14 protein-coding genes are annotated in these 16,830 nt (G+C 47.1%); 6 read left to right on the top strand and 8 right to left on the bottom strand.

The genetic code is table 11. The features are described 5' to 3' along the window. Positions 1-26: 26 nt before the first annotated feature. Positions 27-1,007 carry a rhodanese-related sulfurtransferase gene (locus tag AB0763_RS07365; RefSeq protein ID WP_306100101.1) on the top strand — a complete coding sequence of 327 codons (981 nt, stop codon included), beginning with the start codon at positions 27-29 and terminating at the stop codon, positions 1,005-1,007. Positions 1,008-1,176: 169 nt separating this feature from the next. Here AB0763_RS07365 and AB0763_RS07370 read toward each other — a convergent pair whose 3' ends face one another. Continuing rightward, a complete protein-coding gene (locus tag AB0763_RS07370; protein WP_306100102.1) occupies positions 1,177-1,776 on the bottom strand; it encodes a 2OG-Fe(II) oxygenase in 600 nt (199 codons plus the stop codon). Between the two features lie 343 nt (positions 1,777-2,119). Here AB0763_RS07370 and AB0763_RS07375 point away from each other — a divergent pair, with 343 nt between their 5' ends. Further along, positions 2,120-3,832 (top strand): EAL domain-containing protein, encoded by a 1,713-nt coding sequence (locus AB0763_RS07375; protein ID WP_306100103.1) that lies wholly within the window; start codon positions 2,120-2,122, stop codon positions 3,830-3,832. Positions 3,833-4,093: 261 nt separating this feature from the next. On the opposite strand, the gene AB0763_RS07380 is transcribed toward AB0763_RS07375, so the two are convergent. From AB0763_RS07380 to AB0763_RS07410, 7 genes are all read right to left on the bottom strand, one after another. Further along, the gene (locus tag AB0763_RS07380; protein ID WP_306100104.1) at positions 4,094-4,567 is read right to left on the bottom strand and encodes a DUF2947 domain-containing protein; all 474 of its coding nucleotides are present in this window, start codon (positions 4,565-4,567) and stop codon (positions 4,094-4,096) included. A gap of 15 nt (positions 4,568-4,582) precedes the next feature. After that, positions 4,583-5,176: a GNAT family N-acetyltransferase gene (locus AB0763_RS07385; protein ID WP_306100105.1), complete on the bottom strand. Its 594-nt coding sequence runs from the start codon at positions 5,174-5,176 to the stop codon at positions 4,583-4,585. Positions 5,177-5,179: 3 nt separating this feature from the next. Further along, the gene (gene tyrR, locus AB0763_RS07390) at positions 5,180-6,727 is read right to left on the bottom strand and encodes a transcriptional regulator TyrR (RefSeq protein WP_306100106.1); all 1,548 of its coding nucleotides are present in this window, start codon (positions 6,725-6,727) and stop codon (positions 5,180-5,182) included. Between the two features lie 72 nt (positions 6,728-6,799). Next, entirely contained in the window at positions 6,800-7,837 is a 1,038-nt protein-coding gene (locus tag AB0763_RS07395; protein ID WP_306100107.1) for a TIGR01620 family protein, read from the bottom strand. Continuing rightward, positions 7,834-9,210 carry a YcjX family protein gene (locus AB0763_RS07400; protein WP_306100108.1) on the bottom strand — a complete coding sequence of 459 codons (1,377 nt, stop codon included), beginning with the start codon at positions 9,208-9,210 and terminating at the stop codon, positions 7,834-7,836. The genes AB0763_RS07395 and AB0763_RS07400 overlap by 4 nt, the downstream gene beginning before the upstream one ends. 162 nt (positions 9,211-9,372) lie before the next feature. Beyond that, positions 9,373-9,558: a hypothetical protein gene (locus AB0763_RS07405; protein ID WP_306100109.1), complete on the bottom strand. Its 186-nt coding sequence runs from the start codon at positions 9,556-9,558 to the stop codon at positions 9,373-9,375. Positions 9,559-9,685: 127 nt separating this feature from the next. Next, on the bottom strand, positions 9,686-11,206 hold the full coding sequence (locus AB0763_RS07410; RefSeq protein WP_306100110.1) for a fumarate hydratase: 1,521 nt from the start codon (positions 11,204-11,206) through the stop codon (positions 9,686-9,688). Between the two features lie 160 nt (positions 11,207-11,366). On the opposite strand from AB0763_RS07410, the gene pabB reads away from it, so the two are divergent. The 4 genes from pabB to asnS all read left to right on the top strand — a co-directional run bounded on the left by pabB (position 11,367) and on the right by asnS (position 16,750). Next, positions 11,367-12,734: an aminodeoxychorismate synthase component I gene (pabB, locus tag AB0763_RS07415; protein ID WP_306100111.1), complete on the top strand. Its 1,368-nt coding sequence runs from the start codon at positions 11,367-11,369 to the stop codon at positions 12,732-12,734. A 204-nt stretch (positions 12,735-12,938) separates the two neighbouring features. Continuing rightward, entirely contained in the window at positions 12,939-13,523 is a 585-nt protein-coding gene (locus AB0763_RS07420; protein WP_306100112.1) for a CoA pyrophosphatase, read from the top strand. Between the two features lie 191 nt (positions 13,524-13,714). Then, on the top strand, positions 13,715-15,076 hold the full coding sequence (locus AB0763_RS07425) for an L-serine ammonia-lyase (protein WP_306100113.1): 1,362 nt from the start codon (positions 13,715-13,717) through the stop codon (positions 15,074-15,076). A 273-nt stretch (positions 15,077-15,349) separates the two neighbouring features. After that, positions 15,350-16,750 carry an asparagine--tRNA ligase gene (gene asnS / locus AB0763_RS07430; RefSeq protein WP_306100114.1) on the top strand — a complete coding sequence of 467 codons (1,401 nt, stop codon included), beginning with the start codon at positions 15,350-15,352 and terminating at the stop codon, positions 16,748-16,750. Positions 16,751-16,830 lie beyond the last annotated feature (80 nt).

Raw genomic sequence — 16,830 nt, forward strand, 5'->3', positions numbered from 1 at the left:
TTTGTCCTTACCTGATAGGTTTTACCATGCAATATGTTGTTTGTGCACTGTATAAGTTTGTAGCACTCCCTGATTTCGAATCGATCCGTCCTACGCTGACTGAATTGATGGAGACGCACGCCATTCGCGGTACCTTGCTGCTTGCCAACGAAGGGATCAACGGTACAGTGGCAGCAACAGGAGACGGTATTGATGCATTATTGGCTTGGTTTAAACAAGATGAGCGTCTTAAAGATACCGTGTACAAACTGTCGTACAGTGAGAGCCAACCGTTTAACCGTACCAAGGTGAAACTGAAAAAAGAAATCGTCACCATGGGGGTAGAAGGCATCGATCCTCGTCATGTGGTCGGGACTTATGTCAAACCTGAGCAGTGGAATGATCTTATTTCCGATCCTGATGTCGTGCTCGTTGATACCCGTAACGACTATGAAATTGAGCTTGGCACTTTCAAAAATGCCATCAATCCTCACACTGAGACGTTTCGCGAGTTTCCCGAGTACGTTAAAAATGAGCTCAATCCCAAACAGCACAAAAAAGTAGCCATGTTTTGCACTGGTGGGATCCGCTGTGAAAAATCCACGGCCTACCTTAAAGAGCAAGGTTTTGAAGAGGTTTATCACCTTGAAGGCGGCATCTTGAAATACCTTGAAGAAGTTCCACAAGAAGAGAGCCTTTGGCAGGGGGATTGTTATGTCTTTGATGGTCGCGTTGCCGTCAACCACCAATTAGAAGCCAGTGATTATCGCATTTGTAATGCTTGTCGTCTGCCGATCACTGAAGCCGATACACAGTCTGATCGCTACGAACAAGGCGTGTCGTGCCCTAAGTGTCATGGCACCCACTCTGAGGAGCAAATTCAACGCTTCCGAGAGCGTGAAAAACAAATTCAATTGGCACGACAACGCGGTGAAGAACACGTTGGTGGTGATATAAACACCATCAATGAGCAACGACGCCAACAAAAGATCGCCCAAAAAAATAGCCAACGCAAAAAAACACAATAAGCGCCGGGCTGTAGATAATGTCTTATTATGCCGGGCTCGTTAGTGGCCCGGTATCTTCCTTCTCACATGTAGATGCGCTATGTAAGATCAAAGCGATGCCCAAATACCCACATATTGTTCACTGTCATGTGCATCTTTACGGCTTAAGTCGTGATAGCAATTGGCATCATTAGCGCGCAATGTCTAATGTCTGACCCACGCCATTAACGCGAAACCAACCCGCAATACTGTACCTTTCGTGACGACAAGGTAACACTTCATGGGGAAAACGTTCAGAGAAAAAGCACACCAAGCGCCCTGCCATTGGTGTAATCGACTCAAGAACCTGATCTTGCTCATCGTACATCACCAATTCCCCACCCCAATCGGCTTGCCATAAACCATTTAAATACAATACCGTGGTTAAGCGGCGGTTGCTACGGCCAATAAAGGCATCTAAGTGCTTTTTATAAAAGCCCCCTTCTGGGTAATAGGCAAAGTGGGCTTCATATTCAAATAAGCCGAGAAAGAAGTGGCGGTTGACCTGCTGACGTAAAGCTTCCATCTGCTCGAGATAATGATCCACGCCATGGCCCATTTCTGGGTGTAACCACAAGGTTTTATCGCGGCGAATATCGCTGCGCGTCTGCTTTAACTGCTCTCTTCCTATCGCCGCGGGCTGCCAACTGCCCTGCATTGAATCAAATAAGTCATGAACTTGTTGCGCAGACAAGAAATTGTCCATCACGGCATAACCGCGCTGCTCTAACTGGGTTAAAATCTGATCCATATCAAGTGCCAAAAAAAGGAAAGATTTTATTCTGGGTACGAAATTGTTCAATTCTATTTTTTAGTCTTAAAGATAAATATCTTTTATCTTGATGGAGATAGGTAAATAGATAGACAAATTAACCTGCTAATTTTAATCCGAATAAACACAACCTCTGTCAGTTTATTGATATAACACCAATGGTTATGCACCTAATTTTATTAATAATATGACGCTTTAAATTGAAAATAATTGTGTTATGGTATTGTCATAATGTGATCGTATAACGTCAGTGTGTCGCGAATTTCGCACTCAGATAACAACAATAATTTTTATTTACTCGGCTTTTTATAGGTCATTTTCAATGCATAATGTTTCATTTTTACCTTCTGGACAATTTAATGCCGCAACCAGTTTGGCAACAGAAGAGTTACATCTATTTGATCATGTATTAAATCAAATTTTGTTCAGTTTTGACCAACAACACAACATCGAGTTTTTTTGCGACTTCACTCAATGCCAACTGGTGACAATGGAAAGTAAATTGCCTTTGTCTCAGTGGCTATTGCACCTACACTCCGATGACCGCGAAAACATTTACCACCTACTGACCACCTTTCATACCCGCACCTTAAGCCACGAAACCACTCGCTTTTGCTTTCGTTGGCAAAACGCACAGGGCGGACATACTTGGTATCACGGCAAAGTTAAAAGCCGCTATTATCAACAACAACTTTGGCTAGTAGGCAGTTTTGAGCCAATACAAAGCGCGATGTTACCCTCGCCATCGTTGCCGTCTCTTAAGCACGTTCAAAACACCGACACGCCTTATGCCGAACTGAACCTTTATCCCTACTCCCAAGTAACCATTGATCTCAATCAAGCCCTTAACAGTCATGAATTGCATGTGATACACCTGCACTTTAATCAACTCGATGAGCATATTCGCGCCCAAGAACTCACTCGCAGTGATGAGTATTACGCCCTATTTTCGAAGGCGTTAAGTACGGTTTTCAAACTTGAATTGAAACTGTATTTGTTGCGAGAAGGCGATATCGTGATTTTACTGCCCGACCTGGTCAACCAATCGGTTCTCGATACCTTGTTAGAACGTTTGCATTTCGAGTTTAAACATGCGTTGCCCGATAAAGATCGGGTGCAAAAAAACCTCTTTAGTGTGGGGGTTTACCCACATTGTCAAGGCACCCATAGCCCAGAACACGTTTTGCAAAAGGCCGCTAATGCCTGTTATTACAACAGCCAAGTAACGTCATTAGTGACTTATTATCAAGATAAAAGCGCAGCCTTGGTTGAGCGTTACTGCTACGTTAAGCACAGTTTAAAACAAGCCATCGCCCATAAGGATTTGTACGTCAAATTTCAACCTATTTTTTGTTCTCAAAGTGAAAGCGTGTGCAGTTTTGAAACCTTAGTCCGCTGGCGAAGTGATCAACACGGTGAAATCTACCCCGATGAATTTATTGGGGAAGCGGAGCGACAAGGCTTAATTAGCCCACTGGGGGAATTTGTATTTCAGCAGGCGTGTCGATTTTTGCAATCCTATCGACAACGGCACTCGAAAGTGACGAGAGTCAATGTCAACGTCTCCGTTCTTCAATTACTCAATTCACAACTGCCAACCCAGTTTTATCAACTTTGCCAACAACATCACCTAACACCAAGTGACTTTGTATTGGAAATTACCGAGAGTGTCTCTCTTGATCATTATCCGGCGGCCATTGAACAATTGGGCTATTTAGCCACGTTGGGCTTTCAACTCTCACTCGACGACTTTGGTGCCGGACTGAGCTCCATCAACAGTTTTTTCGATTTGCCTTTTCACCAACTAAAAGTCGACAAAGAGTTTGCTGAAAAAGCGTTAAATAACTCGATGTCATCCAGTTATTTACACTCTCTTATTAACCTCTGCCATCAACATCAAGTCCAAGTGGTGGTCGAAGGCATCGAAAATGCCAAAATGAAATTGTTTTACCAAAAGCTGGGAGCCAACTATTTGCAAGGGTATTGGTTTTCTAAGCCGTTATCGATGGCCAGCGCCAGTGGTTACGACCTGTAACCACTGACGCCTTCTCTAATACTCATATCATTTAGACTAACTACGCATCATAACTATGGCGTGGAGAGCACAGCAGCAGATTAATTCAGAACCAGATGTATTATTGCCACTTTACTTCGTGATTGAACCGGTCATTTTCTCCACGGGATGATTGCGATATGTTACCGGCTTAAGTGAGCCGCGATTGAGCGAGATAGAGAGTGTACAAGGCAAAAAAACTCTCATCGCAGAGCAATAGAGTTTTTTAAGGCGCGTCACCCGCTAACTGCGATGGCCTAACTTGACGCTGCCATCGGTGTGAAACCACAACGCTTGATCACGACGTCGCCCGAGCAATATCGGCCCATCGTCGTAAAACAAAAAGTTTTTCCAATGCTGTTTAAACACCGACCACTTGGTTTCAATCACATTGTATTTTTCATAACAAAAATACACGGTGACATCGTCTTGCCAATCAATGAACTCGAGAATACTGGCCGGTAACGGTGACTCATCGCTCTCCCATTCAGGCATCCAATCAAGGTGATGTAACCAACTTGAGGTTTGCATTGCCCAATCTTTATCACTAAGACGCTCGGCATCTGGGCTAACGGCACTGATATTTTCCTTCCAAAACTGAGCGGCGCGTTGTGCGGTCATCGGTTTGATTAACGCCAATTGGTCAGGCGAAATTGGCAGTGATGCATGGCGAAAAATCCACGCTCGCGGATAGTCTTCTAACGGAATATAAGACATGATTACCTCAAAAAATTAATCGTTGTATATTGTGCGTGTGCGGCTTTGCCATTGATGATTCGTCAAAGCGAGTAAACGATGGTCTTGCCACTGACCGTCGATGAGCAAATACGCTTTTGCCAGTCCCTCATACTCGAAACCACAACGCTCTAACACCGCTTGACTCGCGACATTATTGGGCATGTGAGCCGCTTGAATGCGGTGCAAATTTTGTTGGTTAAATAAATAATCGCATACCTTTTTCACGCATGTCGTCATGATACCTTGGCCTTGAAACTCAGGGTCAAGTGAGTAGCCTAGTGAGCCAGCGTGAAAAGGAAAGCGGGTTATTTGTCCAAAAGACAGCGTGCCAATCACTTTATCTTGTAACGGATGACAAATAATAAAATAAAACCCCAACGACAGCCGGTGCAACTCGGCGAGTTTGACCAACTTCTGTCGCCAATGATTCACCTGGTAAAAACCGGCTTCTCGTTCAGGCTCCCAAGGTTTTAAATAGGCTTTATTGCGAGCAAAGTATTGGCAAATGGGTTCGGCATCCCAAAGTTCGGCGCTACGCAATTGCCAATCCTTATGCTCGTATAAGCTGATCAAGGGCTGATTTGACATGCTTTAATCCACTTTTTTAATGTTGTATTCACGCAATTTGTTAGCAATAGACGTATGTGAGACATTCAAGCGCTTCGCTAACTTACGACTGGAAGGAAAGTTTTGGTACAGCGAGTGTAAGATTTGCGCTTCGTAGCTTTTCATGATCTCATCGAGACCACCATCAAGATCCTTGATGACAAATTGGGAGGGCTCAGATTGTTGCACTTGAGGCAAGTGAAAGTGTTCGCAGCTCAATACCCCTTCTTCGACTTGAGTCAGCGCCCGCAAGACCATGTTATCCAACTGGCGCATATTACCAGGCCATGGATAAGCCATCAAAGTGTCGAGGAGTTCGGGGTGATACGTCGGCACTGCCATAGACAGTTTTTGACTGTGTTTATTGACAAATAAATCCAATAACGGCGAAATGTCATTGGGGCGAGTACGCAGAGGGGGAATACTGATACTCAATACGTTCAGGCGATAGTACAGATCTTCGCGAAAGTTATCCCCTTCAGCCAGCAGAGCAAGATTGTGTTTCGTCGAGGCAATGATGCGCACATCCACTTCAATCTCTTTTTCTTCACCAACACGACGAAACTTACCGTCTTGTAAAAAACGCAGTAACTTGATTTGTAAATGTGGGCTCATCTCGCCAATTTCATCAAGGTAAACCGTGCCGCCATCCGCCAATTCAAAAATACCTTTATGGCCTTTTTCATGGTTAAACGAGCCTGGAGCATGACCAAATAACTCCGTTTCTGCCACATCGTCAGGCATCGACGCACAACTGACCACTAAAAATGGCTGTGAGCCTCGCTCTGAACGGTGATGACACGCTTTGGCCAACATTTCCTTACCGGTACCGGTTTCTCCCTCAATCAGCAAGGGCTGTTCAAGCACGGCGAGTTTTTTGGCTTGGTTGACCAGGGCCTTATGTCGATTCGAAATACCGACAAAGTGTTCAAACCCCAGCGACGGAGGATAAACAGGTGCGCGGGGTGAGACACTGGTCACTTGGGTTCGTATTGTCAGCAAAGTACTGGCAAAAGTGCGCTGTTGGTGATCGTTCTCAATATGAACGGGCATTAATTCAACGACGTAATCTATCCCCTGTAACACAATGTTTTCTCGAGTGCGACTCTCTGGCGCTTCTAACCAACTGCCATACTCGATTTGCGGTAAAGCGTGCTGAACGGGCATGCCTTTTAACTCGAGTTCGGACTTTTTTAACAGCGCACAAGCGGCCAAGTTGGCCATATCAATGTGGCCTTTGATATCGATGGCGAGTACCGGCTCGGGCAAGTGATTTACCAAGGCGAGCAATTCGTGATTATGGCGTTCGACGGGCATAAACTGAATTTTTCTCACGTCTTTTACCCCGTCAATGCGACGAATATCTCCCATCAAAGCACTGAAGCTATCAAAATCGATATCAGGGCAATTTAGATAAATAATCCCAACTTGATCGATTTCAATACCTCTCAGATCAATGGCACGAGCAACGAGAAGATCGAGCAACTCACGAGTTAAGCCCAGTCTATCTTCACATATGACTTCTAAGCGCACATTCTATCCTATTAAACTGTCACGAAAAGTTGACAGTAGTGTCTATCAAGGATCTCATTGGGTCAAGCGAGATTAAGCATTATCTGGTGTTTTTGACCCTCGATACAGGCGAATCACGTGAGATAACACTGCCTGACGGATTTTTTTTAAGGTCAAAACACGCTGTTCATTGGCTTTGATTGGACGAGTTAACGACACCGCTTGAATGCCTACTCGCGCGGTTAGCAAACCAATGCCTATTCCTTGACTTGCTCTGGCTGACAGTTTGGCACTGGCACTGACCGACAAGGCATCGAACCCATTGTCAATCATCCATTCACTGGCGCCGGCTGAGGCCATATTCATTGCAATGTGCTTTAATAATCGCCAGCGTGACAATTGCCCTAGCCTCACTCCGTACAAGGCACTGAGTTTATCGATCATGACCACATTTCGCCATGCGACCAAAAGCATGTCCGCACTGGCAAAAGGGCTGATGGCAACTAAGGCTGCAGAATCTGCGGCGTACTTGGCGATTAACTGGCTGGCTTTGTGATCCAATGGAGCCAACACCGTTTGCTCAAACAAATTCAGTACGTCTCGATCATTGTGGTGGCTCGAGACTTGACTGACGAAGACTTGATAGTGATCGCCATCTTGATATTGAGGCGACAATTGACTGAGCCGTTGGCACAAAGGCAAAGCGTTGCCAAGCCCTGCTTGCTGTCTGAGTTGCTCTGCTTGTCGCTGCCAATCTTGGTGCTGTTGCCAAACCCGCCAGCGCAACAAGACGCGTGACACGGCGATGAATAACACTATCGAGACACTTAAGCCAAAACCTTGCCAAAAGATTGCCGACCACAAACGTTCGCTGATGGCTTGGTAAAGTTGGTAACCATTTAAAGCCATAAAAGAGACTAACAACACCAAAAGACCGACGAGCCAGCGTGGCGTTCTTTCCACAAGGTGCTCGGCATGGTCGTCAGCCATCAACTCGTTTTCAGAAATGTCAAAGTCAATACTTTGTTCATCAAACACTTGCTTGCCTTGCAAGGGGGTTTGTTGTTTCTCGTCACCTGCCAAAACAAAGTCGTCTTGTTCAAAAGGCTGCCTGTCGCGATTTTGACTCATTTTAATTTATCTCCCAACAAAAAATGCAAAACCTGATCCATATTTAGATGCGCCAACGCTTGATCTGGTTCACTTGGCAGAGGTAAAAAAGGTTCAAACTGAAATGACTGTTGTTGCCAAAACGATTTTTCTGGCAAACGCGTTGGCACTTGACCGGGAAACAGCGTCTGTGGTTGTCCATGTAAGTCTAAGCCTTGCAGTGCCGCGACGTTTTGCCCACCTTGTTGGACGTGGCCATAGCGAGTCGATTTGATCGACGACATGGTCATACACTCCATCTCCACTGGGTGAAACGCCGTATGTTGCCAAGCAGGATGGATCATTTGTTGCAGTAGCGTTAATAAAGCAGGGTGCTGCTCTGGCGTAATATGACAAGACTTACTGGCTGCGAACAACAGTTTGTCAATCTTAGCCCCAAATAAACGTTGTAACACCCCGCTTTTACCATAGTGAAAGTTTTTCAAGATCGCTTCCAATGCCAATCTCATATCCCAAAAGGCATCATAGCCACGATTTAACGGCCCAAGCACATCGACAAGGACAATTTGACGATCAAATTTGGCAAAATAATCGCGGTAAAAACGCCTGACCACTTGTTGCTTGTATTGCTCAAATCGGGCATTGAGCAATTCAAGTTGACTGCCCTTTTGAGTCGGTTGTTCAAACGCGCTCAAAGCGACCGGAAAAAATTGCAAGACTGGCGCACCGGCCAAATCACCCGGCAAGATAAAACGACCTGGTTGAACCCAGGAAAATCCTTCGGCTTTTAATTCAGTTAAGTATTGGCTGTAGCGATTGGCAATCTGCTCCAATTGATTTTCATCGGCGTTGGCCTTAGGGTCGAGTTCGTCCAATGCGTCATGCCACCCGCCAGCCAAGGCTTGCTTATCCGCCGATTGATGTTGCCAATAGGACTCACACCACTGCTGATAGGTCATTTCCAACATGGGTAAATCGAGTAACCACTCGCCGGGGTAATCAATGAGATCAATATACAAGGTGGCGGTTTCGTTCAACAAACGTCGAGTGCGACTGGCCACTCGGTATTTAAGTGCCAGACGAATTTCACTGACGTCTTTGGTCGGTAATGGCCACTGCGATGGACTGGCGTGCAATTGGCTCATTGCCGCGTCATAGCCAAAACGCGGCACCATGAGATTGGTTTGTGGCAATCGTTTTGCCGCCACGATTCGACCTTGGCGAACCGCCTCGAACATGGGCAGCGTAGCCGGGCTGGCATGGATCAATTGATTGACAAAGGAGGTGATAAAGGCCGTTTTCCCCGCTCGTGACAAACCGGTAACGGCGATGCTGATTTGATTATTAAGACCGCGTTGTAAAAAATCGTGAACTTCTCTCGATAGCGTGACCATACCACCTCATTGTCTTTGAAAAAACTCTAATCCCCATTGCGACGCATTGGCAAGTCTACCGCTCTATCGTTGACACCCCCCGTACCTAACCGTGACGAAAAGGACCTCAGCGACAAAAACGTCGTTTAATAGCCAAGGGGATCAATCTAAACCGCTTCGTCGTTAATCGTCAATGGTCAACTGGTAGATCACCCAAAGCGATATCTCGAGTAATAAGGTTAAAACCGCGCTGATGATCACGTATTTATCGTTAAACATGGTGACACCGCGCAAGAAAAAATCGTAGACAAAAAAACACCCAATGACGGCGAGGAGGATCAATTGCAACGATTTGATAAATTTAGCCATATTTATTCCTTGTCTTCTCACTTTGCACTGATAAGTAAAAAGCCTCACGCGAGCCGTGAGGCTTGGCAAGCGGTTTGTTCTCACCCAGAGCGCAAACAAACCGAATGCTCAGATGCCAAAACCCTGACTACTGGGTTTGCGCTTCGGCAATTTTAACTTTCCAAGTATCTGGGCCAATTTGGTGAGCATTGACACCGTTGGAGTCGACCGCGACGGTCACCGGCATATCTTCCACTTCAAATTCATATATCGCTTCCATACCCAGCTCTTCAAAGGCGATGACTTTGGCTTTTTTGATCGCTTTAGACACCAAGTAGGCCGCACCGCCAACTGCCATCAAATACACTGATTTGTGTTTTTTGATCGCCTCAACCGTATCCGGGCCGCGCTCTGCTTTCCCTATCATACCTGCAATACCGGTTTGCTCTAGCATCATATCGGTAAATTTATCCATGCGTGTCGATGTCGTCGGGCCGGCAGGGCCTACCACTTCATCACCCACTGCATCGACCGGGCCGACGTAGTAAATAAATTTGCCTTTAAAGTCCACTTCTTTTGGCAAACCTTCACCGCTTTCCAGTAGCGCCTGAATTTTTTTATGCGCTGCATCACGGCCGGTGAGAATTTTGCCCGACAATAATACGGTTTCGCCGGTTTTCCAACTTTCAATCTCGGCTTGAGTTACCGTATCGAGATTCACTCGACGAGTATTTTCTCCCGCTTGCCAAGTGATGTCTGGCCAGTCTTCGAGTTTTGGTGGCTCTAATTGCGCCGGGCCATTGCCATCTAAGGTAAAGTGAACATGTCGAGTCGCCGCGCAATTAGGGATCAAACAAACCGGCTTTGACGCGGCGTGAGTCGGCGCAGATTTGATTTTTACATCGACGACTGTGGTCAGGCCACCAAGCCCTTGTGCGCCGATCCCCAATTTGTTGACTCGCTCAAAAATGTCTAAACGCAAGGCTTCTTCTGCATTTTGGGGGCCGCGGTCGATGAGCTCTTGAATATCGATGTGTTCCATTAATGACTCTTTGGCCAGCACTGCCGCCTTTTCAGCGGTACCGCCAATGCCAATACCCAACATGCCAGGTGGGCACCAGCCTGCCCCCATGGTCGGCAAGGTTTTTTCAACCCAAGCGGCAATATCATCGGATGGGTTGAGCATCGCCATCTTGGTTTTGTTTTCTGAACCGCCACCTTTCGCCGCAATTTGAATGTCGACTTTATCACCGGGTACCATGTTGATATGAACGACTGCCGGTGTGTTGTCTTTGGTGTTGATACGTTTGCCGGCGGGATCCATTAAAATTGAAGCACGCAGCGGGTTATCCGGATTAGTGTAGGCTTGTCTTACCCCTTCATCCACCATCTGTTGCACCGTCATGTCACTGCTGTCCCACTGCACTTGCATACCAATATTGACAAAACAGGTCACAATACCCGTGTCCTGACAAATCGGTCGACGCCCTTGAGCTGACATGCGTGAGTTAATTAAAATTTGCGCCATCGCGTCTTTAGCCGCCTGGCTTTCTTCTTTGTGGTACGCTTTTTCCAGTGCTTGGATAAAATCAAGTGGATGGTAATAAGAAATGTATTGTAATGCGTCTGCGACACTCGAAATCACATCCTGCTTGCGAATAACTGTCATTGCTCGCCTCATTCGTTCTGTACTGACAAAGTCACAGCTAATCGGTGTTGTAATTGATTATGTTTAGCTGCTGCGAAGTTTTACCGCTTTATGATACTCTTGCTTTACCCGACATGCTATGCACACATGTCACTCTTTTATAACAAATAAAACAAATATTATGCATAACCTGACCCAGATTGATTACTTAGAGCATACCTACAGCCCCCAACTCGCGAGTCAATTGTTTGCCAAAATTGAGTCTCAACCTTGGGCGATGTTATTGCGCTCTGCCGCCACCGACCACCCCAATAGCCGCTTTGACATTTTAGTGGCTAAACCCAAAGTTACGCTTGAAACTCAGGGACAACAAACCAAAATCAGCCGCGGAAAAGACATCTTATGGTCCACAGCCGATCCGTTTAGCCTTATCGAGCAGTACTTGGCTGAGCATTTACCCAACATGGCCTGTGATCTTGACGTGCCGTTTATCGGCGGTGCATTGGGGTATTTTTCTTACGATCTTGGTCGTCGGGTTGAGTCTATTCCAGAGAGGGCGAAACGAGATATCGAGGCACCAGACATGGCCATTGGGTTGTATTCTTGGGCATTGATTGTCGATCATAAACTCGAAAAGGCCTACTGGGTGGGCACCGATTGTCGCTCGGCCCGTCACTGGCTGTTGCATTGCAAGGCGCCAGAGCCCTTAGCAAGTTTTGCGCTGCAAAGTGACTGGCAGTCCAACACCACTGAACAAGACTACCATCAAAAGTTGGCCCGTATTCAAGACTACCTTACTGAAGGTGATTGTTATCAAATCAATTTTGCCCAGCGGTTTGACGCTCAGTATCAAGGCAGTGAATGGCAGGCCTATCAGCACTTAGAACGTACCAATCAAGCGCCATTTTCTGCATTTATTCGCTTGGCATCTCATGCCGTGCTCAGTGTCTCACCAGAGCGTTTTGTACAATTGCGCGAACAACAGATTGAAACCAAACCCATTAAAGGCACCCGCCCACGCAGTCAAGACCCGGTTCAAGATCAAGCGCTCAAACGTGACCTGATGCAAGCGCAAAAAGATCAATCGGAAAACTTAATGATCGTCGATTTGCTCAGAAACGATATTGGCCGCGTTGCCGCCCCTGGGAGTGTCAGTGTCCCACACTTGTTCGCCATCGAAAGTTTTCCCGCCGTACACCATATGGTCAGTACCATTACAGCGCGCCTTGCCCCGCAACAAAATGCCACCGATTTACTGCGCGCTTGTTTTCCTGGTGGCTCCATTACCGGGGCTCCGAAAGTGCGTGCCATGGCTATTATCGAAGAGCTGGAACCGCACAGGCGCAGCGTTTACTGCGGTTCGATCGGCTACCTAAGCCGCGATGGTCAACTCGACACTAACATCGCCATTCGTACCCTCATCAGTCAACAGCAGCGCCTTTATGCTTGGGCGGGCGGTGGCATCGTTGCCGACAGTCAAAGTGAACTTGAATACCAGGAAACATTTGACAAACTCGGCAAAATTCTTCCAGTATTGAGTGATATATAAACACGATATACGCCGTTTGTGCCCAATTGAACTGGTATTGAGTTGGGCACTTCACCTAAGCAAACAACCGTGACTGCAAGGCATTACCGTTCGCTTCATGGCAACCGATGAACTGGTAAACCACTCATAAGTTGCTCTACCTTAGAGACACCGAGCGATCACGATAATGCCAAACAAGGTCGTTATACATGGAGAAAACGGGTAATGAAACAATGGAGTAAACAACGACTGCTTTGTCAATATCAAATGAAACCGCTGCACTCCGCGCTTCCCTCGGCGCCAACTCTGGCAAACACTCGCTCTGCGGCCGTACTGATAGGTTTGGTTTCACGCCCCAATGGCATTCACGTTTTACTGACCAAAAGAGCGGAGCACCTTCGCCACCACCCCAATCAAGTCAGTTTTCCCGGAGGTAAACAAGACCCACAAGACAAAAACCTCTACCACACCGCGCTGCGAGAAACGCACGAAGAAATCGGGATTCACGCCGAGCAAGTGGAATTGATTGGCGCGCTACCCTCGCTCGAAACCATCAGCCGCTTTCACGTCACCCCTTACCTGGCTTGGGTATCTTGCCATTACACCTCCAGGATTAATCAAGATGAAGTGGCCGAGCTTTTTGAAGTGCCATTAAATGTACTACTCGAACCAAACAATTATTTTCAATACCCGATTAAAACTCGCCATTACTCACGTCAAATCACAGCGACGTTTCAATCTTCTCACCTCATCTGGGGCGTCACCGCGCAAATACTGCAGCAGTTACAACAACATTTAACCCATCCTTGAAACCGAGCTCAATCAGTCAATCACACTATTATAAATAAATATTGTTAAATTTTGTCCTGTCGATACTGATTTTTATAGTGAATTAGATAAAAGTTAGGTAAGCTCTCGCCCTATTGATAATCGTGAAATTAATGAGCTGATGCATTTGTTCCCTCTCATTGATACCTCTTATTTTGTTGTGGTTGAGTATTATGATCAGTGTTTTTGACCTGTTTAAAATTGGAATCGGGCCTTCGAGCTCTCACACGGTTGGGCCTATGGTGGCGGCCAAACAATTTATCGAACACTTAGCAGAGCAATCGCAGTTGCCTTTGGTCACTCGTCTACAAGCGCAAGTCTTCGGATCTTTATCACTGACTGGTAAAGGCCATCAAACCGATATCGCGATCGTATTAGGCCTGTGTGGTCACGCCCCTGATAGCGTTGACATTGAACAGATCCCCGCTTTGATCGAAAAGGTGCGACACTCACAACAACTCAATGTGTACAACGGTCAATACCAAATAGATTTTTGCGCGCAAGAGGGCATCATTTTCCATCGCCACGCGCTACCAAAGCACGAAAATGGCATGACCTTAACCGCTTGGTTTGACGACCAAACCTCGGTCAGCAAAACCTACTACTCAATCGGCGGCGGCTTTGTCGTCGACGATGATGCCTTTGACTTAGTACTGGCAGATGAAAGTGAGGTTCCCTACCCCTTTGACAGTGCAGAACAATTATTGCAACAGTGCAGCGACACCGGGTTATCGATATCGGCCATTGTGATGGCAAATGAAGCGCATTTACACGGCCGAGCACACACGGAACAATACCTCGACAATATCTGGCAGACCATGCGAGCGTGTATTGTCAAGGGAATGGAACGCGAGGGCTTGTTACCGGGCCCACTGCGGGTGCCACGTCGAGCCGCGGCGTTAAAACACTTGCTGCTCGCCCAAGAAAAACACGCACAAGATCCTATGTCTGCTCTCGATTGGGTAAACATGTTTGCCTTTGCCGTCAACGAAGAAAATGCCGCTGGCGGACGCGTTGTTACCGCGCCGACAAATGGGGCTTGTGGCATTGTTCCGGCCGTTTTAGCTTACTTCGACAAATTTATCCGCCCTGTCGGCAGCCAAGAACGGGAACGCTATTTACTCACCACTAGTGCGATTGGCGGTTTGTACAAGCGCAACGCGTCCATTTCCGGTGCCGAAGTCGGTTGCCAAGGCGAAGTCGGAGTCGCCTGTTCAATGGCCGCCGCCGGGCTTGCTGAATTATTCGGAGCCAGTCCCGCTCAAGTCTGCATCGCGGCGGAAATTGCCATGGAGCACAACCTAGGACTAACCTGCGACCCTGTCGCGGGGCAAGTACAGGTCCCTTGTATCGAGCGAAATGGTATGGCAGCGGTCAAAGCTATCAACGCCTGTCGCATGGCGATGCAACGCACCTCAGCACCTCGCGTTTCACTCGACAAAGTGATTGAGACCATGTTAGAAACCGGTAAAGATATGAACGCAAAATACCGCGAGACCTCACAAGGCGGCCTTGCCATCAAGGTGATCTGCTAACCAAGCGGCCTCTCTCTTTTCGCCGCAAAGGCGTTTATCACTCGGCCCGTCGTCATTCGTTAAGGCGGAACAATGGGTCAAGTGATAATAAAAGGTCGCTCGACCTTGCTTATGACGGTCAACTGGGCAATTTGCAACCGAAATCTGTCGATAAAAGGTTGAAGCTAGAAATTAGCTAGGTAATATTGTCACTTCGATTAATGAACATTGGCCATGTAACCGATAAGATTCAATACCAATGTTTGCAAAGTTCTTACGGAGAGACAATTAAAAATGACTTACGTGCCTGTAAAAGACGTATTGGGCGGAAAAATCTCAGTCGACAGCGAAGTGACTGTCAAAGGCTGGATCCGCACACGTCGCGATTCTAAAGCTGGGATCTCGTTTCTTGCTGTTTATGACGGCTCATGTTTCAATCCTATCCAGGCGGTTGTCCCCAATGAACTGAATAATTACCAAGATGAAGTGTTAAAGCTCACCACAGGCTGCTCTGTTGAAGTCACTGGGACGGTAGTGGCTTCACCGGCCAAGGGCCAAGATTTTGAACTGGCCGCGACCCAGGTCAACGTGGTTGGTTGGGTGGACGATGCCGACACCTACCCAATGGCCAAAACTCGCCATTCTATCGAATATTTACGCGAAGTGGCGCACCTGCGTCCAAGAACCAACGTGATCGGTGCCGTAGCTCGCGTTCGTCATTGTTTATCGCAAGCCATTCATCGCTTCTATCACGAGCAAGGTTACTACTGGCTATCAGCGCCATTGATCACCGCATCCGATGCCGAAGGCGCAGGTGAAATGTTTCGCGTCTCAACCCTAGATTTAGCGAACCTACCAACCACAGAGCAAGGTGATGTTGACTTTAACCAAGACTTTTTTGGCAAGGAAACCTTTTTGACGGTATCAGGCCAGCTCAACGCAGAAACCTATGCCTGTGCCCTGAGCAAAGTCTACACCTTTGGTCCGACCTTCCGCGCAGAAAACTCTAACACCAGTCGTCACCTCGCGGAGTTTTGGATGGTTGAGCCTGAAGTTGCCTTTGCCGATCTCGACGACGTCGCCAAACTGTCAGAAGACATGCTTAAGTACGTCTTTAAAGCCGTGCTCGACGAGCGCCGCGACGATCTTGAGTTCTTCGCCCAGCGCATCGATAAAGAAGCGGTTAGCCGTCTTGAGAAATTTGTTGAATCGGACTTTGCTCAAGTCGACTACACCGATGCTATCGACATTTTACAAAAGTCTGGGAAAACCTTCGAGTTTGACGTTGAATGGGGCATCGATCTCGCTTCTGAGCACGAACGTTACTTGGCTGAAGAGCACTTCAAAGCACCGGTCATTGTGAAAAACTACCCGAAGGACATCAAAGCCTTCTACATGCGTCTTAATGAAGACGGTAAAACAGTGGCAGCGATGGACGTTTTGGCACCTGGTATTGGTGAAATCATTGGTGGTTCTCAACGCGAAGAGCGCCTTGACGTACTCGACGCTCGCATGCGTGAGATGAACATCGATCCAGAGCACATGAACTGGTATCGCGATTTGCGTCGTTACGGCACCGTGCCTCACGCTGGATTTGGTTTGGGATTTGAACGCTTAGTCTCTTACGTTACTGGTATGGGGAATGTTCGCGACGTGATCCCGTTCCCACGTACGCCGCGCAGCGCTAACTTCTAAAGTGCCTCTAAAATCGAAAGCCTTATCCCCGTGATAAGGCTTTTTTATTTTCCCGACTTTTACACCATCGACAGCGCAAA

Origin of the sequence: Vibrio sp. HB236076, from assembly GCF_040957575.1 — a bacterium.
Taxonomy (GTDB): domain Bacteria; phylum Pseudomonadota; class Gammaproteobacteria; order Enterobacterales; family Vibrionaceae; genus Vibrio.

What these genes read in the sequence shown, in the direction of transcription:
- AB0763_RS07365 (WP_306100101.1), top strand. Translation starts at nt 27, where the DNA reads ATGCAATATGTTGTTTGTGCACTGTATAAGTTTGTAGCACTCCCTGAT.
- AB0763_RS07370 (WP_306100102.1), bottom strand. Translation starts at nt 1,776, where the DNA reads ATGGATCAGATTTTAACCCAGTTAGAGCAGCGCGGTTATGCCGTGATG.
- AB0763_RS07375 (WP_306100103.1), top strand. Translation starts at nt 2,120, where the DNA reads ATGCATAATGTTTCATTTTTACCTTCTGGACAATTTAATGCCGCAACC.
- AB0763_RS07380 (WP_306100104.1), bottom strand. Translation starts at nt 4,567, where the DNA reads ATGTCTTATATTCCGTTAGAAGACTATCCGCGAGCGTGGATTTTTCGC.
- AB0763_RS07385 (WP_306100105.1), bottom strand. Translation starts at nt 5,176, where the DNA reads ATGTCAAATCAGCCCTTGATCAGCTTATACGAGCATAAGGATTGGCAA.
- AB0763_RS07395 (WP_306100107.1), bottom strand. Translation starts at nt 7,837, where the DNA reads ATGAGTCAAAATCGCGACAGGCAGCCTTTTGAACAAGACGACTTTGTT.
- AB0763_RS07400 (WP_306100108.1), bottom strand. Translation starts at nt 9,210, where the DNA reads ATGGTCACGCTATCGAGAGAAGTTCACGATTTTTTACAACGCGGTCTT.
- AB0763_RS07405 (WP_306100109.1), bottom strand. Translation starts at nt 9,558, where the DNA reads ATGGCTAAATTTATCAAATCGTTGCAATTGATCCTCCTCGCCGTCATT.
- AB0763_RS07410 (WP_306100110.1), bottom strand. Translation starts at nt 11,206, where the DNA reads ATGACAGTTATTCGCAAGCAGGATGTGATTTCGAGTGTCGCAGACGCA.
- pabB (WP_306100111.1), top strand. Translation starts at nt 11,367, where the DNA reads ATGCATAACCTGACCCAGATTGATTACTTAGAGCATACCTACAGCCCC.
- AB0763_RS07420 (WP_306100112.1), top strand. Translation starts at nt 12,939, where the DNA reads ATGAAACAATGGAGTAAACAACGACTGCTTTGTCAATATCAAATGAAA.
- AB0763_RS07425 (WP_306100113.1), top strand. Translation starts at nt 13,715, where the DNA reads ATGATCAGTGTTTTTGACCTGTTTAAAATTGGAATCGGGCCTTCGAGC.
- asnS (WP_306100114.1), top strand. Translation starts at nt 15,350, where the DNA reads ATGACTTACGTGCCTGTAAAAGACGTATTGGGCGGAAAAATCTCAGTC.